Here is a 25,411-nt window from a genome sequence, read left to right as displayed (position 1 = left end):
GTCGAGGCGGCGATCCACATCCTGGAGGACGACCCGCTGTTCAACGCCGGGCGCGGCGCGGCCTTCACGGCCGAGGGGCGCAACGAGCTGGACGCCTCGATCATGGACGGATCAACGCTTGCCGCCGGCGCGGTGGCGGGGGTGACCACCACGCGGCATCCGATCTCGGCCGCACGGGCGGTGATCGAAGGCTCGGCGCACGTGATGCTGGGCGGGGAGGGCGCCGATGCCTTCGCCCGCAGCCAGGGCCTGGAGCAGGTGGACCCGCTGTACTTCTTCACCGAGCGGCGGTGGCGGTCGCTGGAGCGGGGGCTCGCCAAGCTGGGCCTGCCGATCCCCGAACGGCCGGTCGGCGCGCCGGAGGACACGGCGGGCAAGGCGGCCCTGGTCCACGAGGAAGGCAAGCACGGCACCGTGGGCGTGGTGGCCCTGGACGTCCACGGCAACGTGGCGGCCGGCACCTCGACGGGCGGCAGCTCGGCCAAGCGGTGGGGCCGGGTGGGGGATTCGCCGATCATCGGCGCGGGCACCTATGCCTCGAACGCCGGCTGCGCGGTCTCCTGCACCGGGGCGGGGGAGTATTTCATCCGCCTGGGCGTGGCGCACGAGATCAGCGCCCTGGTGCGGCACCGGGGCCTGTCGCTGCAGGCGGCCGCGGACCGGGTGATTCAGGACGAGCTGACCGCCCTGGGCGGGGACGGCGGCGTGATCGCCGTCGCCCCGGACGGGCAGGTGGCGTGGAGCTTCAACACAACGGGCATGTACCGGGCCCGCATCGCCGACGGCCAGCCGCTGGTCGTCGGGATCTACAAGGACGATCCGTGATGGCGAAGGGTGACTGGCTTCCGATCCGCGGCGCACAGGGGACGCATTCGCGCCAGGCGCACGCCGACCTGCCCGAAGGGACCTATGAGCGCGAGATGTCGAAGGAGGGGTTCTTCGGGCCCGCGGCCTTCCTCTACCACCCGCGGCCGCCCACGGGGTGGACCTCGTTCGAGGGGCCGCTGCGCCCGCGCGCCTTCGACCTGGCGCGGCTGAACGCGGCCGACCCCTCGCCCTGGGCCGCCGGCGTGGTGCTGCACAATGCGGCGACCGAGGTGCGCTTCTGGAAGCTGGCTGAGGCCATGCCGGCCCTGGCGCGCAATGCGGACGGGGACCAGCTGCTCTTCGTCCATCAGGGGATCGGAGACCTGTTCACCGACTTCGGGCGCATCGCCTACCGGGCCGGCGACTACCTGTACCTTCCGCGCGGGACCATGTGGCGGCTGGCGCCGGGCGAGGCCACGGCGATCCTGATGATCCAGGCGACCAACACCCACTACAAGCTGCCCGACCGCGGCCTGATGGGGCCGCACGCCCTGTTCGACCCGGCCCTGCTGGACACGCCGGTGATGGACGAGGCCTTCCGCGCCCACCAGGCCGAACCGGGAGAGGTGCGGGTCGAGGTGAAGAAGCGCGGCGCGGTCTCGACGGTGACCTATCCCTACAACCCGCTGGACGCCGTCGGCTGGCACGGCGAGCTGGCCCCGGTGCGGCTGAACGTGGCGGACATCCGGCCGGTGGTGAGCCACCGCTACCACCTGCCGCCCAGCGTGCATTCCACCTTCGTCTCGGACCGGTTCGTGGTCTGCACCTTCGCGCCGCGGCCCTTCGAGACCGATCCGGGGGCGCTGAAGATCCCGTTCTTCCACAACAACGACGACTACGACGAGGTGCTGTTCTACCACGCCGGCGATTTCTTCAGCCGCGACCACATCGAAGCGGGCATGATGACCTTCCACCCGAGCGGCTTCACGCACGGGCCGCACCCGAAGGCGCTGAAGAACATGCTGACCCAGCCCAAGCCGGCCACCGACGAATATGCGGTGATGATCGACACCCGCGACCCGCTGGACGTGGGCGAAGCGGCGGCGGCGGTGGAGAACCCGGCCTACGTCGACAGCTGGAAGGGCGCGTGAGCGACGCCATCGACATCGCGGCGAAGTTCGCGGGCTTCACCGAGCACTGGCGGCCGAAGGTCGCCGCGCGGCTCAATGGCCAGGACGTCCGACTGGTGAAGACCCAGGGACTGTTTCCCTGGCACACCCACGTCGACGCCGAGGAGATGTTCCTGGTGTTCAAGGGGCGCTTCCGGGTCGAGTTCCGCGACCGGGTGGTCGAGCTGGAGCCGGGCCAGATGATCGTCGTCCCCCGCGGTGTCGAGCACCGCACCGGGTCGGACGAGGAGGCCGAGGTGATGATCTTCGAGCCGTCCGAAGTGGTGAACACCGGCGACGCGCCGGTCTCGGAGTTCACCGCGCCCGTCGGCGTTGGAATCTGAAGATGGGCTTCCAGGACGACCTGACGGCTGCGGCCACGGAGGAACTGGACCGCGCCATGAGCCTGGGCTGGGCGCAGCTGTCCAAGCACACGCCCTGGGGCGACACCTTCGAGGGCTTCACGCCGGAGGGTCGCGAAGTCTGTTTCGAACGCGCCTACATGTGGGAAGGTGGAAGCGGTGGCGACATCCGCGTGGAGGTCAGCGTCTATGAGCCGCGAGCCTTCGAAGACGGGGTGCGGCTGACCCGAATGATAACCAAGGACGGGAGTGACGGATGAAGCTGGCGTCGTTGAAGGGGGGGCGTGACGGCCGCCTCGTGGTCGTCTCGAAGGACCTCGCCTGGTACTCGCCCGCCGACCGGATCGCCCTGACGCTGCAGGCGGCGCTGGACGACTGGGAGCGCTGCGAGCCGGACCTGCGGGGGCTGGCCGAGAGCCTGGAGCACGGCTCGGTGCCCAAGGCCCGGTTCCATGAGCACGACGCCATGAGCCCGCTGCCGCGCGCCTACCAGTGGGCCGACGGCTCGGCCTATGTGAACCACGTGGCCCTGGTGCGGCAGGCCCGCGCCGCCGACATGCCCGAGAGCTTCTGGACCGACCCCCTGATGTACCAGGGCGGCTCGGACGGGTTCCTCGGGCCGCGCGACCCGATCCCGCTGAAGGACGAGGCCTGGGGCTGCGACATGGAGGGCGAGATCGCGGTGATCACCGGCGACGTGCCCATGGGCGCCAGCCGCGAGGAGGCGCTGAAGGCGATCCGGCTGGTGCTGCTGTGCAACGACGTCAGCCTGCGCAACCTGATCCCGGGCGAGCTGGCCAAGAACTTCGGGTTCTTCCAGTCGAAGCCCGCCTCGGCGTTCTCGCCGGTGGCGGTGACGCCGGACGCCCTGCCGAACTTCAAGGACGGCAAGCTGCACGGCAAGCTGGAGGTGGAACTGAACGGCAAGCCGCTGGGCGAGGCCGACGCGGGCGTCGACATGACCTTCGACTTCGGGACCCTGATCGCGCACGCGGCCAAGACCCGGGCGCTGTCGGCCGGCAGCATCATCGGCTCGGGCACGGTGTCGAACCGTGGGCCGGACGGCGGTCCCGGCAAGCCGATCGGCCAGGGCGGGGTTGGCTATTCCTGCCTGGCCGAGGTGCGGACGGTGGAGACGATCCTGGATGGCAAGCCCTCGACGCCGTTCCTGAAGGCGGGCGACGTGGTGCGCATCCAGATGGTCGACGAGAAGCGCCACTCGATCTTCGGCGCCATCGAGCAGGCGGTCGCCGCGGGATGATCCTGCTTCGCCGAGGCTTCGCAGGACTTCGCCCTCGCGCTGCGGGGAGCGAGGCGGGATGAGCGGTCTGGCCAAGGCGAGCGGCGGGGAGGAGGCGGGGCTGCGGCTGGACGCCTATCTGCCGTACCGGCTGTCGGTGGCGTCCAATGCGGTCTCGGGGCTGATCGCGCGCGCGTACGAGGACCGGTTCGGCCTGACCGTGCCGCAGTGGCGGGTGCTGTGCGTGTTGGCCGAGGACGGGCGCCTCAGCCAGGTGCAGATCGTGGCCCGCACGGTCATGGACAAGGTGACGGTGAGCCGCGCGGCGCAGGGACTGGTGAAGCGGCGGCTGGTGGGACGCTCGCAGAACAAGGCCGACGGGCGAAGCCACGTCCTGGCCCTGACCGCCGAGGGGCGCAGCCTGCATTCGGAGATCGCCCCCCTGGCTCTGGCCTACGAGGCGGCGCTGATCGCGGGGCTGGCGCCGGAGGAGGTCACCTTGCTCAAACGCCTGCTGAGCCGCCTGCAGTCGGCGGCGGGCCAGCTGGCCGGCGAGGCGCCGCCGACGCCCAGCCTGCGGTAGGTCGGCCTCAGAACAGGCCGACGGCCAGGTGGGCCCAGGTCAGCAGGAAGGCCGCGGCGATGGCCAGGGCGATGGCGGTGCGCCAGGCCCGCGCGGTGGTGATCCGCAAGGCGACCTCATAGGCGGCGCAGGCTGTGACGAGCATTGCGGCGAACAGGGCGAAGTCCGCCGGGCCCCAGTTCACCTCCGCGGTGAACGGCATGGCCACGGCCGGGGCGAGCAGCAGGAGCGCCGCGCCGCCCCAGCGGACCAGGCGCCATCGGCGCCCGCCCTGGCGGCGGTCGTCGTGCTGAATGTCGGTCATGGCCCAGCCTCCGCATTTGTGAGCCGCCAGCTTCCCATCTCCTCCGCGCAGAGGTGATGGGCGCGTTGTGAGGTTGCGGTGCAGATCGGCCGGTGTCGACAGCGCCATGCGCGCCGTCGCAGGATGGCGGGTCAGTGAGAGGGAGGCGCCACGCCATGGATCGGACCACCGCGGGAGAGCCTTCGCCGTCCGCCCTGATCGACGCGCGGATCGCGGAGCTGGGGGACTGGCGGGGGCAGGTGCTGGCCCATGTGCGGGGCCTGATCCGGGCGGCGGATCCGGAGGTGGAGGAGACCTGGAAGTGGCGCGGCGTGCCGGTGTGGGAGCACGCCGGCATCCTCTGCACGGGCGAGACCTACAAGGCCGTCGTCAAATTGACCTTCGCCAAGGGCGCGTCGCTGGACGATCCGAAGGGGCTGTTCAACGCCAGCCTGGAGGGCAACACGCGCCGTGCGATCGACATCGCCGAGGGCCAGAGCCTCGACGAGGCGGCGTTCAAGGCGCTGGTGCGCGCCGCGGTGGCGCTGAACACCGCCAAGGCGGCCGGCCGCCGTCGGGCCTGACGCCGCCGGACGGGAGCGTCTTAGGCCGCGAAGGACTCGTTGCGGACGCTCCAGCGGTGCGACCCCTCGCCGAACGGGAGGTGGAAGCCGTAGGCGGCCCGCTTGCGTTCGTCGCGCCAGAACGCCTCGAACGACACGATGACCTGCTGCTGCAGCTCCTCGGGGATCTGGTGGACGTTGTGACCCAGGTTACGGGCCACTTGCTCGATCACAATCGATCGGTGCGCTTCGCCGCCGAGCGAAAGGAGGGCCTCACGGACGCGCTTGCACAGGGTTTCCTTGACCCGCACCGGCTTTTTGCCGTTCGGAGCGTCGTGGGCGATTTCGTGCTGGTTCTGCATGACGATACGAGCTTGCGCGCGTCTCGTTTATCGACGGGTTAAGGCGCACGGAAAAAGACGAGTTAACGCAACCGAAGCGCGAAAACCTCTTGCTAACCTCCGCCGAGGGCTACGGCCAGGTGGTAGACGGTGAAGGAGGCGAGGTAGGCGAGGGTGGTCATGTAGGCGAACATGACCCCGGTCCAGGCCCAGGAGTTGGTCTCCCGCTTCACCACCCCCAGGGTCGCCGCGCACTGGGGCGCGAAGATGTACCAGGCGAGGAAGGAAAGGCCGGTGGCCAGGCTCCAGTGCTGGGCGAGGCGCGCGCCCAGGGCGCCCACGTTGGCCTCGGCGTCGCCCACGGCATAGACGGTGCCCAGGGCGGCCACGGCGACCTCGCGGGCCGCGAAGCCGGGGATCAGGGCCACCACCATCTGCCAGTTGAACCCGATGGGGGCGAACAGCGGCTGGATCGCCTGGCCGATCATGCCGGCGAAGCTGTAGTCGATGGCGGGTTCGGTGGCGCCGGGGGGCGGGCCGGGGAAGGTGGACAGCACCCACACCGCCACCATCAGTGGCAGGATGATGCGGCCGGCCCGGTTCAGGAAGATCTGGGCGCGGAGCAGCAGGTTGCGGAACACGCTCTCGACGCTGGGCAGCTTGTAGGTCGGCAGCTCCATCAGGAACGGCTCGACCGCGCCGCGCCAGAACACCTTGCGGATCACGAACGAGACGGCCAGGGCGCTGAGGATGCCGGCGGCGTAGAGGCCGAACATGACGAGGCCCTGGAGGTTCAGGCCCGGGCCGACGGTCTCGTTGGGGATGAAGGCCGAGATGATCAGGGTGTAGACCGGGATCCGCGCCGAGCAGGTCATCAGCGGGGCCACCAGGATGGTGGTCATGCGGTCGCGCTTCTGGTCGATCACCCGGGCGGCCATGATCCCCGGAATGGCGCAGGCGAACGACGATAGGAGCGGGATAAAGGCGCGGCCGTGCAGGCCGGCGCCGCCCATGATGCGGTCCATCAGGAACGCGGCCCGGGCCATGTAGCCGAAGTCTTCCAGGAGGATGATGAAGAAGAACAGGATCAGGATCTGGGGCAGGAAGACCAGCACCGAGCCCACGCCGGCGATCACCCCGTCGGAGATGAAGTCCTTGATCAGGCCGTCCGGCAGCGCCTGGCCCACGGCGGCGCCCAGCCACAGGAAGGCGGCGTCGATGCCGTCCATCAGCGGCGTGGCCCAGGCGAAGACCGCCTGGAACATCACGAACAGCAGGGCGAAGAGGATGGCCAGGCCGGCCACCGGGTGCAGCAGGACGGCGTCGACCTTGCCGGTGAAGGTGTCGGGATGCTCCGGCGGGCGGACGTAGGCCTTCAGGATGCGCTGGGCCTCGCGGTGGGCGCCGCGGATTTCGGCGGCCGACGGCTCGTGCCAGACGTTGGTGGTGGAGATGGCGCCGGTGGCGACCAGCTCGTCGACCTTGGCGGTCAGCTCGGCGATGCCGCGCTTGCGGGTGGCCACGGTGGTGACGATGGGACAGCCCAGCTCGCGCTGCAGGCCCTCCAGGTCGATCCGCAGGCCCTGGCGCTGGGCGATGTCGTACATGTTGAGCGCCAGCACCATCGGCCGGCCCACAGCCTTCAGCTCCAGGATCAGGCGCAGGACCAGGCGCAGGTTGGTGGCGTCGGCCACGGCCACCACCACGTCGGGCTCGGCCTCGCCCGCCAGGCGGCCCAGCACGGCGTCGCGGGTCACCGCCTCGTCCGGGCTGCGCGCCCGCAGGGAATAGGTGCCGGGCAGGTCGAGGATCGACAGCGAGCGGCCGGCGGCCGTGGTGATGAACCCTTCCTTCCGCTCGACGGTGACGCCGGCGTAGTTGGCCACCTTCTGGCGGCTGCCGGTCAGGGCGTTGAAGAGGGCGGTCTTGCCGGTGTTGGGATTGCCGACCAGCGCGACCCGGGCCGGCTGCAGCGCAGATTCGCTCATTTCGGATCCAGCCGCACCCAGACATCCTCGGCGTCGCGGCGGCGCAGCGCCACGCGCATGTCGTCCAGCCGCACGGCGATGGGGTCGGCGCCGATCAGGCCCTGGTGGATGATCTCGAAGGCCGCGCCCTCGACGAAGCCGAACTCCAGCAGTCGGCGCTCCAGCTCGTGAACGTCCACCCCGTGGCCGCCGGCATGGTCGGCGCGCACGTCGACGATGACGCCGCGGTCGCCGGGCCGGGCCTGGCTGAGCTGCGTGAGCTCGGCGTCCACCGCCTGGCCGGCGAGCATCTCGTGCATGGAACGGAACATCCTGACGTCCGCCGAACTTTGCGAACGATTATCAGTTATGGCCTTGGCCGTTCCGGCGCAAGGCTCGTCTCGCCGCAGGCGCGCGCATGTTGCACCGTTGAACCCAATCTCTATAACCCCGACCCGATGCGGGCGTGGTGAAACTGGTAGACGCGCCGGACTCAAAACGAAGTCTGAATTTTTTCGTCAACAAAATCAGACGCTTAATTTTCTGAGCGACTTACACACGTCTTACACACTGCCGAGAGGCAGGAGGAGGCGCTGTGAGCGACAGTCTGACCATCATGGATGGTCGAGTTCACATCTACCGACGCGACCACAGTCGATTCTGGCAATGCGCAGTGTTTTTGGGCGGCCGGAACTACCGCCAATCCACCCGACAGGAGAATGTCGCCTACGCGATAGAGTTTGCTCGCGAGTGGTTCCTCGACAGGGTTGCCGAGGACAGGCTCCGTCGGCGCGGCATTGAGCCCCCCGCGGCTCCGGTGGCCGCGCAGCCGGTCCGACGCATCGTTGCCGAGCGAACTTTCCGCGAGGCGGCGGCGGACTTCATCGAGGAGTATGTCGCGCTCACCCAAGGCGAGCGGAACCCTCAATACGTCGCGAACAAGGAGCGCGTGCTCCGGAGGTACCTCACCCCGTTCTTCGGGGACCTGCCGCTCTCCCAGGTGAACGCTGGCCGCATCCAGGAATACCGGATCCACCGGGCCACGCCGCCCGACAAGCCACAAGCCCGCAGGATCCGCTACAAGAACCGCGACCTCATCGGCCGACCCCTGCCATGGCGAAAGCCCAGCCGCAGCAGCCTGCACAACGAGATCGTGTGCTTGCGGCAGGTCCTGAAGATGGCCAATCGCAAGGGCTGGATCAGCGGCCTCCCAGACATGTCGGCGCCCTATCGCGCCTCCGGAAAGGTCTCCCACCGGGCGTGGTTCTCGCCGGAGGAGTTCAAGGTCTTCTTGCGCGCCGTGAAGGCGCGCGCCGCCAATCCCAAACGGGACCGTTGGCGCGGCGAGTGCGAGCAATTTCTGGACTATGTGGAGTTCATGGTCAGCACCGGGCTTCGTCCGGACGAAGCCTCGCGACTTGAGTATCGAGACGTGAAGATCGTGCTGGACAGAGACACCCGGGAGCGGATCCTGGAGATCGAGGTCCGCGGTAAGCGCGGCGTCGGCTACTGCAAGAGTATGCCGGACGCTGTGGAGCCGTTCCAGCGGATGAAGGCCCGAAACAGCCCTAAGCCAGGCGACATCATCTTCGGCGCGGTGCAGCGAGAACTGATGAATGCGCTGCTGCATGAGGTCGAGCTCAAGACCGACCGTGAAGGCAATGCGAGGACCGCCTACAGCCTGCGCCACACCTACATCTGCTTCCGCCTCCTGGAGGGCGCGGACATCTACCAGCTGGCCAAGAACTGTCGAACCAGCGTGGAGATGATCGAGAAGTTCTACGCCGCGCACCTCAAGAACGCGCTCGATGCGTCCGCCATCAACGTTCGTAAGCCCACGCCGCGGCCGGCGCGCAAGTCGGCAAGACGCTCAGTGGCGTGACGAGTTGGCTCGTCCGCGATATGCAATCATGAGCTGTGAGTAGAGGCGTTGTGATGATGAGCTCTGAGGCAGACTGGGACGCCCTGGTGAAGGCCTACGAGTCAGCGCGAGCCCAGTCCGATCAGGCCTTCGACGCTTATGACGCTTTGGACCCTGCCACGAGCGACGACACGCCGGAGGAGCAACACTACGAGGCGTGTCGGCGTCTCTTCGAGGCTGCGGAGGACCAACTCCTCGATGCCGTCGCGCCAAGCCTCGAAGGCGTGGCCTACCAGATCCGCATCTTCGCTGAGCGCTTCCACCAGGCGGTGTTGGACGAAGCCGAGATGTCGGGTGAAGACCGCCCGGCGGGTGAATTTCTCCGCCGAATTCTGACGGGTCTGGAGCGCGCGTCGGCCGCGTAAAGGTACGACCGTAAGGCTACGACTTCTGCGCCGTGCTTCGGTGACCTTAGCCTTTCCTCCTCCCAGCGAGGCGCGAGGCTGTGACGGAGCGTCACCGGGTCATCGACGGCAAGGTCTACGTCTATCGACGCGAGAACAGCCCGTTTTGGCAGTGCGCCGTCTACCTGAGTGGACGCAACCATAGGCAAACGACGGGCCAGGAGAGTCTTCCGCTCGCGATGGAATTCGCAAGGGAATGGTACGAGGACCGGGTCGCGGAAGACCGGATGCGGCGGCGAGGTCTCATGCCGTCAGAAGATGGCCGGACGCGGCCGCGGACGGCACGACGAAGGCCGGGGGAGAAGTCGTTCGCGGACGCGGCGCACCTGTTCCTGCGACAGTACCGGACCCTTGTGGCCGGCGAGCGCAACGCCGCCTATGTCGCGTCCAAGGCGGCCACCCTGAAGCTGCACTTGCTTCCGTATTTCGGCGAGTTCGGCCTGGCCGAGATTAATAGCGGTCGCGTGCAAGACTACCGGATCGAGCGGCTGAGCCCGCCTGCCGATCCGCAGCGGCGCACGCGCCAACTGGGCGGGCGCCGACGCTGGAGCCGCCCGAGCCGCAGCACGTTGCACAAGGAAATCGTTTGCCTTCGCCAAGTGCTCAAGACCGCGGTCCGCCGCGGGTGGCTGACGGCCCTGCCGGACCTGTCGGAGCCCTATCGCGCGTCGACTAAGGTCTCTCATCGCGCCTGGTTCTCCCCGGCCGAGTACAAGCAGCTCTACGAGGCCACCCGAGCGCTAGCTCGCCGTCCGCGCCGCGAACGTTGGCGAGCGGAGAGCGAGCGGTTGCACGACTACGTGCTCTTCATGGTCAACACGGGTCTGCGACCCGACGAGTGCGCTCTCCTAGAGTATCGTGACGTCGCGATCGTCGAAATGCCCGAGGGCGACCCGATCCTCGAGATCGAGGTGCGAGGCAAACGGGGCACCGGCTACTGCAAGAGCATGCCAGGCGCCGTGCGGCCGTTCGAGCGGATGCGCGCCCGCGCAGCGGCGCAGCCGCGGGACAAGGTGTTCGGCAAGACACCGCGTGAACTCTTGAACCGGGTTTTGTCCGAGCTCGACCTCAAAACGGACCGTGAAGGGCGCGCCCGCACCGCCTACAGCCTGCGGCACACCTACATTTGCCTGCGGCTCATGGAGGGCGCGGACATCTATCAGGTGGCAAAGAACTGCCGCACCAGCGTGGAGATGATCGAGAAGTACTACGCCGCCCATCTGAAGGACGTGTTGGACGCGTCCGCCATCAATGTGCGTCGGCCTCGCCAGGCAGCTGTAGAAGCTGTGAACTAGCGGCCCGGACTTGGCGGCTCGGATCCGACGGAGCTGAGCGAGCGCACGTTCCAGTATTGCCCAGATTGCGCGGACGGGCCGAGGCGGTGTAACCAAAGCCCGCGGCCCCTGTGGTGAAATTGGTAGACGCGCCGGATTCAAAATCCGGTCCCGAGAGGGGTGTCGGTTCGAGCCCGACCGGGGGCACCACCGCTTCAAGTGACATGGACCTTGCGAGCGGGGCATATCCTGACCCGTTCACTCAGGTGACAACCCAGTTGCCCGCCAGGTCACCCGCGGGCGCTCCGGTGACGCAGCTCGCGTCGCGTCCTAAATCACCGTCATGCCCATTCCGCCGCCCGTTGACCCTCGATTGCTGGCCGCAGAGATCGAAGCTTCCGTCGCCGAGTTCAACCGGCTGGCGGCGCTGGCGACATCGCTCCACATCACGGTTCTTGCGGAGATCCAGCTTCAACCTTCGCCGGACGGGCCGACCCGGCCCGTGCTGGCCGTACAGGTCGTAGCACCACTCTAGGTCAGGCGCGTTCGCTTTGCGGCCGCTCGGCGTCGGCCGCATTCAGCAGCGATGCGGTGTGTTCGGCGTCCGCGAGTGACATGCCTGTTTGCGGCGTCATCGCCACCACGGCGGCCTGACCGGTCCAGATGTCCTGGATCGTAAAGCCCTCGGCATCGGGTCGGATCACATAGCGAGGGCTCATTCGGACATGATGCCTCTGGCGCCGCCCGCTGCAAAGCGAGCCGTGGGGCCGGGCGCAAGGAATGTGTGGATCGCGCCCGGCGCGTCTCACCCGGTTCGAGCGGCCGGTGCAGCGGAGGGGGAGGGACGCGCGTGGTGGGGTGGCCCCAATCAGGCGGGTCGTAGCCCATCCGGAGGCTTCAGATGCCCTCCTCGTCAAAGCTATCCCAACTCGCCGAACGGCGCGCGCTTTGGCCTGCTGCCGCGAACGCGGCGCCAGCGACCCTCGCAGCCCGCGCGCTGGTGTTCGGCGCTCAGACCCTGACGGATGCGGAGGCGCTCCAGCTCGCGGCCGCGATCACGAGTGCTGAGGCGGAGGCGCTGCTGACGGAGTTCGGCAGTCTGCCCGAGGTGCTTGCCGCTACCGCCGCAGACCTGGCGCGCCACGTGGACCGGGAAGCGGTAGCCCGCTTGACCCTCGCGCGCGAGCTTGGGCGTCGCGTGCTGGAGACGCCGTTGCGAGACCGGCCGGTGATCTCCTCATGGACCGCCCTGGAGGCCTATTTGCGTGCTGTGATGACAGGGGTTCGGCGCGAGGCCTTCCATGTCCTCTTCCTCGACCGCAAGAACCAGCTGATCGCCGACGAGGTGATGGGGCAAGGCACCGTCGACCACGCCCCCGTATACCCGCGCGAAGTGGTTCGACGAGCCTTGGAGCGCAATGCCTCCGCGCTGATCCTGGCGCACAACCATCCAAGCGGCGACCCGACCCCTTCGTCAGCCGATGTCGACATGACGAAGCAGGTCGTTCAGGCGGCGCGAGCCTTGGGGATCGCTGTGCACGATCACGTGGTCGTTGGCGGCCAGAAGACGGCGAGCTTCAAAGCCCTGGGGCTCATCTCGTGAAGACCTTGGCGGCCATCGTTCGCGCGCTAGGCGGAGACCTGTACGACGGCGGTCGTAGAGCTCTTATCCCTGGGCCAGGCCATGGCGCCGGTGACCGCTCCGTCTCGTTGGTCCTAAGCCAAGGCCGCGTCGTCGTGCACTCCTTTGCAGGCGACGATTGGCGGATCATTCGCGATGAATTGCGCGGTCGAGGTCTGATCGGCGCGGACGCAAGCCTGCATGAGCCCGGCGACTCAACATCCTTGACGAGCTTGTCGTCAGCCGCGCGGCGTGAGGTGGCGAGAAAGCTCTGGCGTGAGGGGTCGCCCGTCCCGAGCACGCTCTCCGAAAAGCACTGTCAGCGCCGCGGCGTGACGGCGGTGTCGGACGCGCTTCGCCACCATTCTGCGGTTCCCCTTCGCACCTACGACGGCGAAGGGCCCTTCCACGAAGCGTTGCTGGCCGCGATCACCGCAGCGACCGGTGAGCTCTGCGGTGTGGAGGTGACCTTCCTGGCGTCTGACGGCGCGCGCGCGCGGGTCAAGCTCCCGCGCAAGACAATCGGGCAACGGCCCGCAGGCTCCGCCGTGCGGCTGTCGCCGCTCGGTCCCGCACTGCTGGTGGGAGAGGGAGTCTTCACCTGTCTGTCGGCCGCCATGCATTTCGGCCTTCCGGCGTGGGCCCTCCTCTCTACCAGCAATCTTCGCAGCTGGCGGCCTCCTGAGGGCGTGGGCGCCGTGCTCATTGCCGCGGACCGCGGGCGGGACGGAACACGGTCCGCTGCGATCCTGGCGTCACGCCTGCGTGCAGACGGTCTGGACTGCAGCGTGCGCGCCCCGCCGTCCGGGTTCGGCGACTGGAACGACGCGCTCTGTGGGCCCCGCCTAGGCGTCTGAGCCGGCGCCGGGAAGAGGAGCGGGAGTAAGGGCGCGACCGGGGTGGCCGGGGTGGTCCCGGTCGAACCGGAGTTCCCACCATGCCCTCCAAACAAGTGACCCCGATGGAGCGCGACGGCGCCCAGTGGACCGACGCCATGGTCCAATCGCTGCGCGAACTCTGGGGCGCTGGACTGACCGCCGCTGCCGTCGCGCTTCAGCTCGGCGTCTCGCGCAATGCCGTGCTCGGCAAGGTCCATCGCCTGGGGCTGGAGCCGCGGCGCAAGGGCCGGCCCCGAACCCCGAGGCGCGCCGTTCGTCGTCGTCCTGCCCCCAAACCGCGGCCTGAGCCGAAGCTTCGCTCAAAGCGCTTCGTGGAAGCGGCGGACGCCGTGGGCGGCCCGCTCGTCGCCCGTTTGGAAGACCTCGCGCCCCGCACGTGCCACTGGCCGTTCGGAGACCCGCAGGACCCCGACTTCGGCTTCTGCGGCCGTCCCTCAGCTGGAGGCTGCTACTGCCCGCCGCACGTCGCGCGCAGCCGTGCGGAGCCCGAGGGGGCCGCTGATCATTGACTACGGCCGGGGCGCCGCGTTGAGCGCCGCGCTCAGAACAGCTCGGTTGGCCGCGAAGCGCGCCCAGAGCGCCACCATCGCCAGGGTGTCGAGATGGCAGTAACGCCGCAGTTGGGCCTCGAGCGTCGCCTTGCGTTCAGGCGAACAGTTCGGGTGGATCAGCTTCAGATAGGCTTCGATCGCCATGCCGCCTTCCTTCACGCCGTCGAGGAGGTCGTAACGGAGCTCCGGGACAAGGCAGGGGAGCACCTTCTTGATGCTCCAGCTCCCCCGCTGGTCGGGGTGGTAGTAGCGCGCCTTGGCCACAGGTTGCAGGTCGACCAGGCGCGCCGCGATCGCTTCGAGCTGGGGCGCCAGCGCTTCGTATCGTTGTGCGAGGTCCTTGATGCGGCCCCGCTCGAAGCCTGCGTTATAGACAACCACCGCACCCTCGCTGCGACAGGCCGCGATCAGGGCCTCGGCGAACCTCCGTGACGGGTCGTTCCCGTCTGTCAGGAGACACTCGGTGTGGGCGAGCGTCCCGTCCGCCTCCAGCAGGTGCAGACTGAACTGGAACGGGATCTGCGCGTAAGGGCGGGTCCCCGCCCAGAGCGGCACCACGGGGTTGGCCGTCTCGAAGTCGAGGAAGTGGAGGGGCGCCGTCCAGTCAGCCACGTCGGCCGCCGCTTCAGCCTCGTCGAAGCGCGCGACGCCGGCCAAGGTCTGCGCCTTCACTCGCGATTGGGTCTCGTTCAGGACCTCGTCGGGCAGGTCCTCCATCTCGCGCGCGCCAGCTTCAACGAGCTCTTTGGCCGCCTTGCTCAGTGCGCCGGGCAACCACTGGATGGGGTGGGTCGCGGTGGGATCCTGCGCAGCGCACGCTTCATAGAAGGCGCACGGGTAGGGCGTATCGCAGTGCGGCCCGGTCGGCCGCGCGGGGGCGGTGGGTAGGGCGATTGTCGCCTTCGCCTCCGCCACCCAGTCTCCGACGCTGGCGACGAGCGCGCCGACGTCGTCGGTTACCTCTGCGATGGCGAAGAGGCCTCGATAGTCGTCTCCGCCCGGATAGGTCCAATCGGTATCGACGTGCGTGATGCAGATCCGTTTCGGCGCGAAACCCGACCGCTGAGCGGCGGCGGCCTGGATGGCGACGTCGTCCAGGTGGTGGGTCTTGACCGACCCGGCGTCCTTCACCTCCAGCAGTTCCCAGCCATCCGCGGCGGGGCGCACGACGTCTGCATAGGCGGCGAGGTCGTCGTCGCCGAACGCCGCTTCGAAGAGCGTCCGGCCAAGAGACGCCATCTCCGTAGCGGTTTGATCCAGCGCAGAGCGGCGCCCGGCGCTTCGTCGGTCGATCGTCACGGCGTCGCCGTCACCGAAGACGACGCGCGCCATCCGACCCACGGTTTCGCCGCGTTGAAGCTTCGATGAGTCCGTGGGCGGCGCGGGGTCGCCGTGCGTCTCAAGCCAGAGCCGCTTAGGGCATTGTCGCCAGGACATCAGCTGCGATTTGGTCAGCACGGCACGCCTCCGGCGAAGAGCATGGCGCCGCAGCTCAGGGTCGAAAATGCTGTTCTTCGATGTGCAGGGCGAGCCTGCTGCTATGGCTCGCGAACGACGACTGTCCGCCAGGAAACGCCAGGCCGGCCGAGGAGGTCGGGCGACTCGCCCAGGTCGTCGACGACAAGGCCATGAGGCTTCGCCAGGCCGCGAAGCTCCGCGACGGTCGTGGGGAACATGGCCCGTTCGGGCGTGCTGGGTCCGTTCCGAAGTGTCATGTAGATGAAGCCGCCGGGCGCCCTGAGGGCTTCGAGACGGTCGAACGCTTCGCTGCGATCCTGCGGATGGAGGTGCATCCACACCGCGCTTAGGGCGATGACGTCGTAGACGGTCCCCGCCTTGATCGCCGCCAGCTCCGGCAAGCTGCCCTTCGTCCAGCGGACCAGCGCCTGCGGATGCAGCTCACGCGCCAAGCGAAGCATGCCGTCAGACGGCTCGACAGCCGTCACCGTGTGGCCGGCCGCGGCCAGCCAGGCCGCGTCGCGGCCCGTGCCGGACCCCACGTCGAGCACCCGCAAGCGCGTACGCCCCTGGAGCTTGGCGACGAGTGCGGGATGCGCCTGTTCGAAGGGGAGTCCTTCGTAGCTGTCAGCAAGGTCACGCGCCTGCCGGTCGTAGAACCCGACCGAGGCTTCGCTCTTCGATTGGGGCAGGAGCCCCAGCTGTTTGGCGGGCGCAATCATGAGGATGAGACTCGCGACTGCGGCGAGACCTAACATGATTTGGAACACCCGACGAACGCTCAAGGGGCGGTTCAGAAGATGGGTGCCTGGCGCGCTGACGAAGCCCTCGGCGTAGGTCGCTTCCAGCCAATTCAAGTAGCGCTCCATGATGTAGCGCAGCCGCGAGAGCACGATCGCGAGGCCGACATTGCCGGCGAAGGCCAGGAGTAGCAGCCAGAACTGGAATGTGGGGGTCGCCTCGGCCTTCGACACGCCGAACCACAGGCCGCCGGTCAACGTCATGGCGATCAAGGGGATCTGCCACATCAGTTGGTTCAGCGACCGGAACGTCTGCGAATTCTGGTCATAGAGCGCGAGGGTCTTGGTGAGCTCTTTCTCTTCCGCGTCCACGTGCGCCGCCCTCACACTGGCGGTCGATCGCCAGAGCCCAATCTTGGCTGAAGTCGTGCTTCAACTCAAAGCCGTCTCCGCCCTCGTTTCACCCCGGCGTGGCGCCTAGGATGCGGCGCACGGCAGCATGGAGTGGTGATGTCCGTCGCGGAGCTCGGCAAGAGGGTAGGGCGTCATGTGTACGCCCACCGCGACGCCGCGGGGGATTGGCCGGCGCCCGTCGCCGAGCGCGTGTTCGCGGCGGAGGCGCTCGCGGGGACCCAGGCGTGGAATGTCGTGAAATGGTCGGAGGTTGATGAGGCGCGGCTCACGCTCCTGACCTATGAGGATCTCGAGGAGGCCTTCCCGGCGCTTCTCGAGAGCCTGACCGTGGACCTTGGCCGCCGCGCCGTGCTGCGGCGGTCCTATCGACTGCGAGCCAACCCACCGGTCCTACATCGCAAGGAGCTGTTGCTGGGCCGCGACGACCCGCGTCGTGCGCGCTTCGCCCGTCTGACGGCGCAGCTCGAAGCGCTCGGCCTCCTAAACGCCACGACGACGATCGGGACCCGCCTCGGCTGGGCGCGGCGGCTGAGAGAAGCGGGCGTTCGGGTCGTGGACCATGACGTTCTGGCGGCCGCGCATGACGACCCGCCGGTGGTCGTTCGCCGACACCTTGCGGCGCTTCAACGCTCCAGTTTGTCGACCCCCGTTCAAGCCCTGCTGAAGTACGGTCTGATCGCGGCGGGGGACCGCGTGTTCGACTACGGCTGCGGGTTCGGGTCGGACGTCGAGGGCCTGCAGGCTGCGGGTATCGCCGCGAGTGGTTGGGACCCCTACTACGCGCCGGGCGCCCCCAGGACTTCGGCCGAGGTCGTCAACCTCGGGTTCGTTCTCAATGTGATCGAACGGCCGCTCGAGCGCGCTCAGGCGCTCCGGGAAGCGTTTGGTCTGGCGGAGCGATGCCTGGCTGTCGCCGTGATCACCTCGAGCCGCGCGTCGCTGGCGTCCTGCCGCCCCTACGCGGATGGTCACCTCACCCGGCTTGGCACCTTCCAGAAGTTCTACCTACCCGAGGAATTGAAGAGCTTCATCGAGACCACCCTTGGCGCCGAGGCTCACCCCGCCGGGCCTGGCTTGATGTTCGTCTTCCGCGACCCCATCGCTGAGCAGGACTTCTTGGCGGCGCGGCAAGCTCGGCGGACCTTTTCCCCCCTGGCGTCCCTAGCGCAACGGCGGGTTCGGACCGCCGCCCGAATGGAAGCGGTCCGCGCCGAGGTCGAAGGGCTTGCAAGGCTCAGCTACGAGCTCGGCCGCCCGCCGGCGCCTACCGAGTGTGCCCCAGACCTGCTCGTCCGTTTGGCGGAGGCGAGGGTGACGCTCGCCGCGGCGATCCGCGACGCCCTCGGGCTCTGCGACGCCGCCGTCCTCGACCGCGCGCGCCGGCAGAGGATTGAGGATTTGAGCGTCTACTTCGCGCTCAACCTCTTCAACTCCCGGCAGAGCTTCGGGACCCTGCCGGACGGGCTCCAGCGCGACGTGAAGGCGTTCTTCGGATCCCTGTCGTCCGCCGAGACCGCAGGAAGGTCCCTGCTGCAATCCTTGGCGTGCGAGGAGACCATCGCGGCCGCGGCCGACGAGGCCGACGCGGCCGGTCTAGGTTGGCGAGACCCGGAGGGGGACCTTTGGGCCGGAACCGCCAAGCTCTCTCATCTGCCGCCGCCGCTCCGCTGCCTCGCCGGTTGCGCCGAGCGGTTCGCGGGTGGCCTCGACGCCGCGCAGGTTCTCAAATTCCATGTCGGGCGCAGCAAGGTGAGCGCGCTCCGGTACGCCGATTTCGGAACTGCTCTGCTTCCCAGGCTGGAGACGCGAAGCAAGGTGGACCTGCGGGCGCTCCGAGTTCGCCGCTTCGATCACTACGCCGAAGACCAACGCCTGGTGTTCAAGTCGCGGCTGATGGACCAGGACAATCCTGACTATCCGCGTCAGGCGGAGTTCGACGCTCGGCTCGCCGCGACCGGCCTCGTTGTCGATGGCCTTCGCGCACGCTGGCTGGACATTGTGAGCGCCGTGCGAGCTCGGAGCTAGCCCACAGCGTCACGATGACCGCGGCAGCAGCAGCGCCTAGAGCTCCGCGGGGGCGTACCGCCAGGACCCGGTGAAGCCTGCGTTTAGGGCCGCGATGAGGTGAGGTCGAAAGCGGTCTTCGAACCGCTGGCTGAAGTCCGACCGCGGCAGGTCGCGGATGGTGCGCGGCTCCTCTAAACCGAGGAATTCCGCATGGTCGATGAGCAGGTCCTGCGCCGTCGCCGGCTGGGCCTGGAGCGCCTCGAACTGCCAGTCGGCAAGCCAACCGAGATAGGCGTCCGGATCAGGGATGCGGGCGGACTTGGCGATGTTGATGGCCGAGGTTGTGGGCACCAGGTTCCAAAGAAGATCGTGCGCCACGAAAGCCCAGGGCAATACGTGATCATAGTGCGCGCCGTTCAGCTCCAAGGCGGCGTCTGCATAGAAGTCGCGCAGGCCGCCAGGCTGCGCGGCGAGGGGGCCCCAGAAGCGTCGAGCTCGCGCCAGATTGCGCCGCGTCTCGCCGCGGATCTTGCGCAGGACGGCCGGTGACCCCGGGTTCCGATCCTGCAGGAACTCCGCGAACTCGCGCTCCACATAGGCCCGCAGGAAGGTCATGTGAGTCCGCGCCCAAACGCTCCAGGCCGGATCCAGCATCACGTACAGCCCCGTACGTTCGAGGCTGTACGGCGCAGCCCTCTCCGTCTCTCTGTGTTCGGCGGCGAGCGTCGTGATCGCACGGTCCTTCTTGGCCTCGGGGACGCCGCGGAGCTCGCGCTCGAACCAGGGAGCTAGAAACCGCTGCGGAACGTAGCGCGCCAGCGCACGGGACTGTCCAAGCAGCTCTGGATCCGCCCGCAATCGGCGAACCACCTGCGTGGGCGCGGCGTTGGGCGGGAGACCCGTGCGCGCCGCGATGGCGCCGCAAAGCCTCTGCAGCTGGTCATAGTGGCCTAGTCGCAGCCGGTGGAACTGAGTGAGCTTCCAGGCGCGCGCGACCATCGCCACCAGCAGATCGTCGAGCGGGATCTGCTCCCGCTGTTGTTCGGCGGTGTCGAGCAAGGCCTGCAGCCACAGGAACTTGTAGGAATTGGTGGTGTGGGTGAGGGCCCGGGCGAGAGGGCGGATCTGGTCCGGCTGCAGCAAGTGAGGCGGGCTCCCATCCGCGTTCCGAACCGGTCGCTCGGGAGAGGAGTCGTGCAACGCTTGGCGTCGGCCGCCAAGGCCACATGTCCATAGTGCGAGCGACTACCCGACCATCTGGCCAAGCGTCACCAATGCGAGGGGCCGCGGGACGAGCCGCTGATTGCGAACGCGAAGCTCGACGATCTGTCGCGCATTTTGCGGCCCGATGCTGACATGCAAGGGGCGGTCGTCGCCATAGAAGTAGATGCGATCGAAGGGAGTGGTCTCGGCGAGGTGCAGGGCCACGCGGCTCGCCGGAACGCCTGGGACCCGAAAGTCGGCGGCTTGGCCGCCGCGAGGACAAATGAGGGCGCCGGTCCGGTTGCGCTCATAACCGGCATGCTGATCGAGGCGCGGCGCGATCCGGCGGTGAATGAGTCGGGTCAGCGCCGGTCCCGCGAAACCGTAGGTGAGCTCGAGCGATCCGAAGGCGGCGTAGGCCGGCTCGAGGATCTCCGCGCAGAGCTGGCGGATCGCCGCGTAGGTGTCGGGCTCCCGGGGGGTGTTGGCCACGCGCGTTCGTCGCCAGGTCTCGCTGCAATGGCAGAGATCGCCGTAGGTGAAGTTTTCGGTCGCCCGAGCGTCCAGGTCGGGCGTCGCCATCACGCGGCCCGCGGCGTCTCGTCAATCTTCCGCGCGAGGCCGCCGATCGAGCGGATCGATTTGTCGGCGGCCAGGTAGCCTAGCCCGCGGTGCAGGTGCAGGCGGAACTGCTCATGCAGTGTGGCGTCGTCGACGGCGAGGCCGTCATGGATGCAGCGCTGCTTCAATAGCGCGAGGTAGAGATTGTGGTGGACCCCGCCGAACACTCGCCAGGCGATCTCAAGCGCCGGTTCGCCCTTGAAGAGCCGCAGGGGCGGACGGGTCGGCTCCGCAAGGGAGGCGCAGAAGGCCCACCGCGCGAGAACGTTGAAGTGCTCAATGCCGGTGTGCCGCTTCAGTCGGATGAGCTGTTCGCGGCCCTGCTCGTCGATGCGAACGGTCTCGATGGCCATTACGCCGCCTCCAGCTCATCGGGCGCCGCGAAGGCGTAGCCCGGAAGGACGCGGCTGCCGCGCGTCTCGGCGTCGTAGGCGATGGTGAAGCTCCGCGTGAGCCAGGGCTCGAGCCGCGCGTAGAGCTTGGCGTCGATCTCCTCGTCGGTGGAGAGCAGGATCACCTGCTCGCCGGCGCGGCCGAAATAGCGTTCCACCAACCGCTCGCGGTGGGTGGAGTCCAACCTGCCCAGAGGCGTGTCGATGACGGTCGGAGCCGCCTGGCCTGAGGCCTTTGCCAGCGCCCACAGGAGGGCCACCGCGAAGAGCTGACGCTCGCCTGCGGAAAGCTGTTCCGGAGGAAGCGGCGCCCAGCCGCCGTCGCGCAGGGTGATGGCGAAGGTCTCGGGATCGATCTCCACGCTAGCGACCAGGTCGTCCTTGCGCAGCAGCTGCTGCAGCGCATCCAGCATGAGGCGTTCGAGACGATGCACATGATGGCGCACGACGTCGCGACGAAACTGCGCCAGCGTCGCCCGCGCCCGGGCGGCGTGCTCGATGGTTCGTTGCGCGTCCTCTTCCCTGAGCTGGTGCTGGACGTGCTTGTCGAGCAGGCCCTGATAGGCGGAACGCAGGGACGTGACTTCGCGGAGCGCCGCTTCGTACGCGGCGTCCGCGTCTTCCAAAGCCGCTTGCGCGGTCTTCAGCTCGGCTTCGGCAAGCGCAACGGCGTTCAGCAGCGGTGCGATGGCCTCGGGCGCGGGGATTGCGGCCAGCTTGCGCTCGACGATGTCGAGGGCGGCTTGCAGCTGGTCCAGCTCGCCGAGCAGTTCTGCTTGGTGGGCCCGTGCGGCGGCGAGGCCGTCGGTCATCAGGCCCTGCAGCTGCCCGTAGGCCGCACTGGGCAAGTCGAGGTAGCCGGCGACCTGCGCCTGGGCGGAAAGCGCCGCGCAATCTTCGGCGAAGAAGGCGCCGAGGGCTGCGATCAAGGCGGGCGAGGCGCCCTTCGTATGCATGGCCTCCAGGGCGCGTGCATCCCGCTGGGCCAGGTGGCTGAGGATCGTGCGAGTATCGGCCGAGGCGGCTTCCTCCGCGCCTTGAGCGGCGACGCTGGCGATCAGCTGCGGCGCGAGCAGCATCGGCGCGCAGTCGGCGGCCCAGGTCCGAAGGGACTTTTCGACGCCGTCGATGGCGCCCGCGAGCCGCGCCCGTTCCGCGGTGAGCTCTTCGCGTGCCTTGAAGAGGTCGCCACCTTCCGCGGCAAAGGCTTGGCGGGCGCGAACGGCCTGGGCCTCGCGACGCTCTGCGACCTGTCGCGCCGCGCCGACGGCTCCGTAGGCGGTCTGCGCGGCGTCCTCGGCGGCATGAACTGCGCGCTCGGAGTCAGTGAGAACGGCGCGGGCCTGCTTGTTCACCGAGGCCGCCTTCTTGCGGCGTTCGAGCACCTCCAGGTCGAGGGTCAGGCGCTCGACGAGATCCAGGCCCAGCAGCGCATTCACCGCAGTCCCGATGACCGCGGCGGACCGGTCGATGTCGGCGAACTGTTCGATCCGCTCGCCGTCGAAGAAGAACAGCGGAGCTATGCGGGGCGGCAGCATCTCTTCCACGAACTCGGCCCATCCATCGATGAGGACCCGGTCGAGCTTTCCGTCGACCACGACCTCGAAGACCTCCTTCAAGCGGTCCTTCTGAACCGACCAGGCGCGGCGGATGCAGAACACCTGCTCGCGGCCAGAGACCACGCGCCGGAAGGTGACCTGCACTTCCGCGCCGTCTTCTGGAGCGACGCTGCGGTTGATCCCGCGGCGCAGGTAGTCCTCATAGCTGACGCTGCCTCTCAAGCCCGCCTGGGCGAGAGGCCCGAAGAAGGCGAGCTGGAGCCCTTCCAGGAAGGTGGTCTTGCCCGACCCGTTCTGCGCGCCGATCAGGACGATCGGCCGATCCGGCGACTGAGGGGTCAGCTCGAAGCGCTGGCGGCCTCGATAGACCCCGAAGTTGTGGAGGACGAGCTCGTCGAGGATCACGACCGTTCTCCGGCGTCTAGCTCGTTCAGGAGTTGGGTTGCGGCCGCGGTGACGTTGGCGTTCGCCGCGCCCACCTTCTCGACCAGCCCGCCCAGTGTGCGCTCGCGGACAGCGCGTTCGGTGGCGTCTTCCACCCCGTCGTAGAAGCTGCGTTTAAAGGCGTCCTCCAGACGCTCGTGCAGCTTTGCGCGACGCGAAGTCGTGCGGTAGCTGCGCTCGACCTCGAGCAGCTCTCGGACGAGCTCGAAGTGCAGCTGGTCGTCGCCGGCGCAGGCCTTCAGCAGCCGCATCTCGGCCGGGCCGAAGGGTTGGGCGTCGTCGAGCTTTTTGGCCGGGAACGGCTGGCCGGTCTCCTCCTCGAACAAGGCCGGCAGGATGTCTTCGATCTCGTACTTCTCAACCACCCAGATCCGACGGATCTCGTGCAGCTCATCCATGGTGATGAGGTCGAGGCCGCGCACCTCAGGCGGCGCCTTGGGATGGTTGCGCACGATCTGCTGGGCCCGAAGCAGACGCCGCAGCCAGTCTGCGCGCGAGGTCTGGGTGTAGGGTCCCGGGATCGGCTTGTCTGCCTGGTTGAACAGTTGGACGTGTCCGCCCATCCGCCGGAAGTCACGCTTCTCGTGGTCGGGCTCGTCCAACGCGTTGCGAAGTTCCAGGAGCGGGGACATCCACTCCTTCTCCTCGTCGTTCTGGATCATCGCCGACATCGACTTGTCCTGCGTGACCAGCGTGCAGACCCAGCAGCCAAAACGGCTGTCGCCGCAGCTGGGTGTGGAGGTGTCGAGAACGATCGGACACTCCGCGTCGGCCGAGGCGCCCTGGTACATGTTGAGGAGGGCTTTGTTGTCGTACTTCCAGGGGTTCTTGACCTGCATCAGGAACAGCCAGACGTCGTCGTTCGACCAGTCGGCGATCGGGCTATAGACGAAGGCGTTCGGGAGCGAGGCGTGCGTGCTCAGGTTCTCACGCACCCGGCCAGCTTCGTTGGCGTTCATGCGCGCCGCGCGCACCGTGCTTTCCGCCTTGCGCGTGCCGAGCACCACAATGGCTTCGCCGTTCTTGCGTACGACATCGCCGATAAAGGCGTCCGCCGGACGAATCTTCATCCGCTCCGTGCACCAACGGAATTTCGGACGCGGCGCGGGGTAGCCGCGGCCGATAAGGTTGACCCAGAAGGTGCTCTGCACGTCGGGCGTTAGCTTGTGCGGATAGATCGGCAAGCCAGCGGCCCGCGCCGCGTCGCCCATGACGTGGTGGGAGCGGTCAACCCAGGCGGCGACCACGGGGTTTTCAACCAGCGTGTCCGTCGAGATGACGTGCACGTCCTTCCGCGCGGCGCCCTTAGGCAGTTGGGCGAGCGCGAGCCAAACCAGTTGCAGGACCGCAGTGGAATCCTTGCCGCCGCTGTAACCCACGACCCAGGGGATCTCGTCGGCCAAATAGGTGTCCTGGATCCGCTGCAGGAGCGCCGCCAGCGTCGGCCGGAACCCAGCCTCCGTGAAGGCGGACCGCCGCGCCGGTTTATCCGTCTCGCTCATAGTCCCCTCGCAGGAAAGCGTCCTCAACGCGCTGGTCTTCGGGGGTGAGCTCGAGGCCGATGCGCTGCTTGATGTAGTTGGCGGTGAGAAGCACGTTGGTGGTCGCCTTGGAGAGGCGCCCCCTCATCACAGCCCGCCCCGACCAGTCTGGATTGTTGCGAGACCAATCGATGTCGGACAAGCCGGCGAGCCGTTTTGTCCACCCCTTTGGATCAGCCCTCAACAGGGCGGCGCCCACCTTGCCCAGAGCGTGCAGGACAACGCCGTGGGAATGGATGAGGTCCTGGCGCACCTCGCTGGCGGCAAGCCGGCCACGCCGCACCTGCTCCCATTCGGGAAGGTGCCGAGCCGCGTCCGTCCAGAACTGAGCGGCGAGCGCCAGGTTGGCGTCGAAGTCTTCATCGCTCGTGTCGCCGAGGAGCGCGCTTGTGGCCTGATAGATGGCGCTGAAGGTGAAGAGCCGGCGCGACCGGAGCGACAGGTTGCTCCGCTCCATTTCCACGAGGTCGCGGAAGGGCGGGGCCTGCTGAATAAGCTGGCGAACGAGCTCCGCGCCGCGGTCGCGGTGGTCGTAGAGGATGGAGATCGAGGTCGCCGGACGAATGGCGTAGCGGTTCAGATCGGCGAACATCTGCTGCGACCGCGCCAGCCCGATGTCGCTGAAGAAGACGACAGCGATGCTTTCATCGCCGAGCCGCGGGTTGTCGCGCAGCGCGACTTCGATGGCGGCGCGCCGGTGCTGACCGTCGTTGATGATGAACTGGCCGGCCATGGGGATGCGCAGCAGGCCGAGGCTGGCGTTCTGCTCCGACGTGGGCTCGAACTCGAGGTCCGCGTCGACCGAGGCCGTGATCGCCGAGAACACGTAGCCTTGCGGATTGTCGGTGATGTAGCGGGCGATGTCCGGGACCCTGGCCTTGTTGAGGGTGCGCTGCGCCCGCAGCTCCGGCGTGAGCTCCTCTTCGTTGAATAGAAAGATCTTCGGAATGAGCCGCAGAGGGCACATCGAGACATAGTATTCTCGGCCCGCCTGGACGCCCCGGATCGCGGGGAACACATATTGGAAGGCGTCGTCCATGCGCCGCG

28 protein-coding genes and 1 tRNA gene are annotated in these 25,411 nt (G+C 68.0%); 16 read left to right on the top strand and 13 right to left on the bottom strand.

Annotation, left to right across the window (positions count from 1 at the left end; genetic code table 11):
• From A2790_RS24370 to A2790_RS24345, 6 genes are all read left to right on the top strand, one after another.
• Window positions 1-825 (top strand): isoaspartyl peptidase/L-asparaginase (locus A2790_RS24370; RefSeq protein ID WP_293397833.1); only part of this gene is annotated, 825 nt, incomplete at its 5' end.
• Complete coding sequence (locus A2790_RS24365; RefSeq protein ID WP_293397830.1) at window positions 825-1,958, top strand: homogentisate 1,2-dioxygenase; 1,134 nt, start codon at window positions 825-827, stop codon at window positions 1,956-1,958. The genes A2790_RS24370 and A2790_RS24365, both read left to right, overlap by 1 nt.
• Window positions 1,955-2,320, top strand: coding sequence for a cupin domain-containing protein (locus tag A2790_RS24360; RefSeq protein WP_293397827.1), 366 nt, complete (start codon window positions 1,955-1,957; stop codon window positions 2,318-2,320). Before A2790_RS24365 ends, A2790_RS24360 begins: the two co-directional genes overlap by 4 nt.
• A 2-nt stretch (window positions 2,321-2,322) precedes the next feature.
• Entirely contained in the window at window positions 2,323-2,598 is a 276-nt protein-coding gene (locus A2790_RS24355) for a hypothetical protein (RefSeq protein ID WP_293397824.1), read from the top strand.
• A complete protein-coding gene (locus A2790_RS24350) occupies window positions 2,595-3,599 on the top strand; it encodes a fumarylacetoacetate hydrolase family protein (RefSeq protein ID WP_293397821.1) in 1,005 nt (334 codons plus the stop codon). The genes A2790_RS24355 and A2790_RS24350 overlap by 4 nt, the downstream gene beginning before the upstream one ends.
• A gap of 58 nt (window positions 3,600-3,657) precedes the next feature.
• Window positions 3,658-4,161, top strand: a complete 504-nt coding sequence (locus tag A2790_RS24345) for a MarR family winged helix-turn-helix transcriptional regulator (RefSeq protein ID WP_293397818.1) — start codon at window positions 3,658-3,660, stop codon at window positions 4,159-4,161.
• Between the two features lie 7 nt (window positions 4,162-4,168).
• Here A2790_RS24345 and A2790_RS24340 read toward each other — a convergent pair whose 3' ends face one another.
• Window positions 4,169-4,465 (bottom strand): hypothetical protein, encoded by a 297-nt coding sequence (locus tag A2790_RS24340; RefSeq protein WP_293397815.1) that lies wholly within the window; start codon window positions 4,463-4,465, stop codon window positions 4,169-4,171.
• A gap of 155 nt (window positions 4,466-4,620) precedes the next feature.
• Between A2790_RS24340 and A2790_RS24335 the strand changes: the two genes are divergently transcribed.
• Window positions 4,621-5,028: a DUF1801 domain-containing protein gene (locus A2790_RS24335; RefSeq protein WP_293397812.1), complete on the top strand. Its 408-nt coding sequence runs from the start codon at window positions 4,621-4,623 to the stop codon at window positions 5,026-5,028.
• Between the two features lie 20 nt (window positions 5,029-5,048).
• Here A2790_RS24335 and A2790_RS24330 read toward each other — a convergent pair whose 3' ends face one another.
• The 3 genes from A2790_RS24330 to A2790_RS24320 form a co-directional block, all read right to left on the bottom strand.
• Window positions 5,049-5,369 carry a hypothetical protein gene (locus A2790_RS24330; RefSeq protein WP_293397809.1) on the bottom strand — a complete coding sequence of 107 codons (321 nt, stop codon included), beginning with the start codon at window positions 5,367-5,369 and terminating at the stop codon, window positions 5,049-5,051.
• 92 nt (window positions 5,370-5,461) lie between these two features.
• The gene (locus A2790_RS24325) at window positions 5,462-7,336 is read right to left on the bottom strand and encodes a ferrous iron transporter B (protein WP_293397806.1); all 1,875 of its coding nucleotides are present in this window, start codon (window positions 7,334-7,336) and stop codon (window positions 5,462-5,464) included.
• Window positions 7,333-7,635, bottom strand: a complete 303-nt coding sequence (locus A2790_RS24320) for a FeoA family protein (RefSeq protein ID WP_293397803.1) — start codon at window positions 7,633-7,635, stop codon at window positions 7,333-7,335. Before A2790_RS24320 ends, A2790_RS24325 begins: the two co-directional genes overlap by 4 nt.
• A gap of 275 nt (window positions 7,636-7,910) precedes the next feature.
• Between A2790_RS24320 and A2790_RS24315 the strand changes: the two genes are divergently transcribed.
• The 5 genes from A2790_RS24315 to A2790_RS24295 all read left to right on the top strand — a co-directional run bounded on the left by A2790_RS24315 (window position 7,911) and on the right by A2790_RS24295 (window position 11,449).
• Complete coding sequence (locus A2790_RS24315; RefSeq protein ID WP_293397800.1) at window positions 7,911-9,197, top strand: site-specific integrase; 1,287 nt, start codon at window positions 7,911-7,913, stop codon at window positions 9,195-9,197.
• Window positions 9,198-9,283: 86 nt separating this feature from the next.
• On the top strand, window positions 9,284-9,601 hold the full coding sequence (locus A2790_RS24310) for a hypothetical protein (RefSeq protein ID WP_293397797.1): 318 nt from the start codon (window positions 9,284-9,286) through the stop codon (window positions 9,599-9,601).
• 80 nt (window positions 9,602-9,681) lie between these two features.
• A complete protein-coding gene (locus tag A2790_RS24305) occupies window positions 9,682-10,935 on the top strand; it encodes a site-specific integrase (RefSeq protein ID WP_293397794.1) in 1,254 nt (417 codons plus the stop codon).
• 104 nt (window positions 10,936-11,039) lie between these two features.
• Window positions 11,040-11,124 (top strand) — tRNA-Leu (locus A2790_RS24300).
• 133 nt (window positions 11,125-11,257) lie between these two features.
• A complete protein-coding gene (locus A2790_RS24295) occupies window positions 11,258-11,449 on the top strand; it encodes a hypothetical protein (protein WP_293397791.1) in 192 nt (63 codons plus the stop codon).
• A gap of 1 nt (window position 11,450) precedes the next feature.
• On the opposite strand, the gene A2790_RS24290 is transcribed toward A2790_RS24295, so the two are convergent.
• On the bottom strand, window positions 11,451-11,618 hold the full coding sequence (locus A2790_RS24290; protein ID WP_293397788.1) for a hypothetical protein: 168 nt from the start codon (window positions 11,616-11,618) through the stop codon (window positions 11,451-11,453).
• 197 nt (window positions 11,619-11,815) lie between these two features.
• Here A2790_RS24290 and radC point away from each other — a divergent pair, with 197 nt between their 5' ends.
• From radC to A2790_RS24275, 3 genes are all read left to right on the top strand, one after another.
• Window positions 11,816-12,517, top strand: a complete 702-nt coding sequence (gene radC, locus A2790_RS24285) for a DNA repair protein RadC (protein ID WP_293397785.1) — start codon at window positions 11,816-11,818, stop codon at window positions 12,515-12,517.
• A gap of 134 nt (window positions 12,518-12,651) precedes the next feature.
• The gene (locus A2790_RS24280; protein WP_293397782.1) at window positions 12,652-13,392 is read left to right on the top strand and encodes a toprim domain-containing protein; all 741 of its coding nucleotides are present in this window, start codon (window positions 12,652-12,654) and stop codon (window positions 13,390-13,392) included.
• An 80-nt stretch (window positions 13,393-13,472) separates the two neighbouring features.
• Entirely contained in the window at window positions 13,473-13,943 is a 471-nt protein-coding gene (locus tag A2790_RS24275; RefSeq protein WP_293397779.1) for a GcrA family cell cycle regulator, read from the top strand.
• Here the strand turns inward: A2790_RS24275 and A2790_RS24270 are convergent, their stop codons facing one another.
• Complete coding sequence (locus A2790_RS24270; RefSeq protein WP_293397776.1) at window positions 13,944-15,443, bottom strand: DUF2779 domain-containing protein; 1,500 nt, start codon at window positions 15,441-15,443, stop codon at window positions 13,944-13,946.
• Window positions 15,444-15,523: 80 nt separating this feature from the next.
• Window positions 15,524-16,555: a class I SAM-dependent methyltransferase gene (locus A2790_RS24265; protein ID WP_293397773.1), complete on the bottom strand. Its 1,032-nt coding sequence runs from the start codon at window positions 16,553-16,555 to the stop codon at window positions 15,524-15,526.
• Window positions 16,556-16,693: 138 nt separating this feature from the next.
• Between A2790_RS24265 and A2790_RS24260 the strand changes: the two genes are divergently transcribed.
• On the top strand, window positions 16,694-18,622 hold the full coding sequence (locus A2790_RS24260; protein ID WP_293397770.1) for a DNA phosphorothioation-associated putative methyltransferase: 1,929 nt from the start codon (window positions 16,694-16,696) through the stop codon (window positions 18,620-18,622).
• 36 nt (window positions 18,623-18,658) lie between these two features.
• On the opposite strand, the gene A2790_RS24255 is transcribed toward A2790_RS24260, so the two are convergent.
• The 6 genes from A2790_RS24255 to dndB form a co-directional block, all read right to left on the bottom strand.
• Window positions 18,659-19,747 carry an HNH endonuclease domain-containing protein gene (locus tag A2790_RS24255; protein WP_293397767.1) on the bottom strand — a complete coding sequence of 363 codons (1,089 nt, stop codon included), beginning with the start codon at window positions 19,745-19,747 and terminating at the stop codon, window positions 18,659-18,661.
• Between the two features lie 102 nt (window positions 19,748-19,849).
• Window positions 19,850-20,389, bottom strand: coding sequence for a hypothetical protein (locus A2790_RS24250; RefSeq protein ID WP_293397764.1), 540 nt, complete (start codon window positions 20,387-20,389; stop codon window positions 19,850-19,852).
• Window positions 20,389-20,781: a DNA sulfur modification protein DndE gene (gene dndE / locus A2790_RS24245; protein WP_293397761.1), complete on the bottom strand. Its 393-nt coding sequence runs from the start codon at window positions 20,779-20,781 to the stop codon at window positions 20,389-20,391. Before dndE ends, A2790_RS24250 begins: the two co-directional genes overlap by 1 nt.
• Window positions 20,781-22,784, bottom strand: a complete 2,004-nt coding sequence (gene dndD, locus A2790_RS24240) for a DNA sulfur modification protein DndD (RefSeq protein WP_293397758.1) — start codon at window positions 22,782-22,784, stop codon at window positions 20,781-20,783. Before dndD ends, dndE begins: the two co-directional genes overlap by 1 nt.
• Window positions 22,781-24,325, bottom strand: a complete 1,545-nt coding sequence (dndC, locus tag A2790_RS24235; RefSeq protein WP_293397755.1) for a DNA phosphorothioation system sulfurtransferase DndC — start codon at window positions 24,323-24,325, stop codon at window positions 22,781-22,783. Before dndC ends, dndD begins: the two co-directional genes overlap by 4 nt.
• Window positions 24,309-25,403, bottom strand: a complete 1,095-nt coding sequence (gene dndB / locus A2790_RS24230) for a DNA sulfur modification protein DndB (protein ID WP_293397752.1) — start codon at window positions 25,401-25,403, stop codon at window positions 24,309-24,311. Before dndB ends, dndC begins: the two co-directional genes overlap by 17 nt.
• Window positions 25,404-25,411 lie beyond the last annotated feature (8 nt).

It is taken from the genome of Phenylobacterium sp. RIFCSPHIGHO2_01_FULL_69_31 (assembly GCF_001824475.1).
Lineage (GTDB): Bacteria > Pseudomonadota > Alphaproteobacteria > Caulobacterales > Caulobacteraceae > Phenylobacterium.
This window is presented reverse-complemented; position numbering and strand designations above follow the sequence as displayed.

Excerpts from the sequence above, each read along its gene's own strand:
- A2790_RS24365 (WP_293397830.1), top strand. The coding sequence starts at position 825 with ATGGCGAAGGGTGACTGGCTTCCGATCCGCGGCGCACAGGGGACGCAT.
- A2790_RS24355 (WP_293397824.1), top strand. The coding sequence starts at position 2,323 with ATGGGCTTCCAGGACGACCTGACGGCTGCGGCCACGGAGGAACTGGAC.
- A2790_RS24350 (WP_293397821.1), top strand. The coding sequence starts at position 2,595 with ATGAAGCTGGCGTCGTTGAAGGGGGGGCGTGACGGCCGCCTCGTGGTC.
- A2790_RS24345 (WP_293397818.1), top strand. The coding sequence starts at position 3,658 with ATGAGCGGTCTGGCCAAGGCGAGCGGCGGGGAGGAGGCGGGGCTGCGG.
- A2790_RS24340 (WP_293397815.1), bottom strand. The coding sequence starts at position 4,465 with ATGACCGACATTCAGCACGACGACCGCCGCCAGGGCGGGCGCCGATGG.
- A2790_RS24335 (WP_293397812.1), top strand. The coding sequence starts at position 4,621 with ATGGATCGGACCACCGCGGGAGAGCCTTCGCCGTCCGCCCTGATCGAC.
- A2790_RS24330 (WP_293397809.1), bottom strand. The coding sequence starts at position 5,369 with ATGCAGAACCAGCACGAAATCGCCCACGACGCTCCGAACGGCAAAAAG.
- A2790_RS24325 (WP_293397806.1), bottom strand. The coding sequence starts at position 7,336 with ATGAGCGAATCTGCGCTGCAGCCGGCCCGGGTCGCGCTGGTCGGCAAT.
- A2790_RS24320 (WP_293397803.1), bottom strand. The coding sequence starts at position 7,635 with ATGCACGAGATGCTCGCCGGCCAGGCGGTGGACGCCGAGCTCACGCAG.
- A2790_RS24295 (WP_293397791.1), top strand. The coding sequence starts at position 11,258 with ATGCCCATTCCGCCGCCCGTTGACCCTCGATTGCTGGCCGCAGAGATC.
- radC (WP_293397785.1), top strand. The coding sequence starts at position 11,816 with ATGCCCTCCTCGTCAAAGCTATCCCAACTCGCCGAACGGCGCGCGCTT.
- A2790_RS24275 (WP_293397779.1), top strand. The coding sequence starts at position 13,473 with ATGCCCTCCAAACAAGTGACCCCGATGGAGCGCGACGGCGCCCAGTGG.
- A2790_RS24260 (WP_293397770.1), top strand. The coding sequence starts at position 16,694 with ATGTCCGTCGCGGAGCTCGGCAAGAGGGTAGGGCGTCATGTGTACGCC.
- A2790_RS24250 (WP_293397764.1), bottom strand. The coding sequence starts at position 20,389 with ATGGCGACGCCCGACCTGGACGCTCGGGCGACCGAAAACTTCACCTAC.
- dndE (WP_293397761.1), bottom strand. The coding sequence starts at position 20,781 with ATGGCCATCGAGACCGTTCGCATCGACGAGCAGGGCCGCGAACAGCTC.
- dndC (WP_293397755.1), bottom strand. The coding sequence starts at position 24,325 with ATGAGCGAGACGGATAAACCGGCGCGGCGGTCCGCCTTCACGGAGGCT.
- dndB (WP_293397752.1), bottom strand. The coding sequence starts at position 25,403 with ATGGACGACGCCTTCCAATATGTGTTCCCCGCGATCCGGGGCGTCCAG.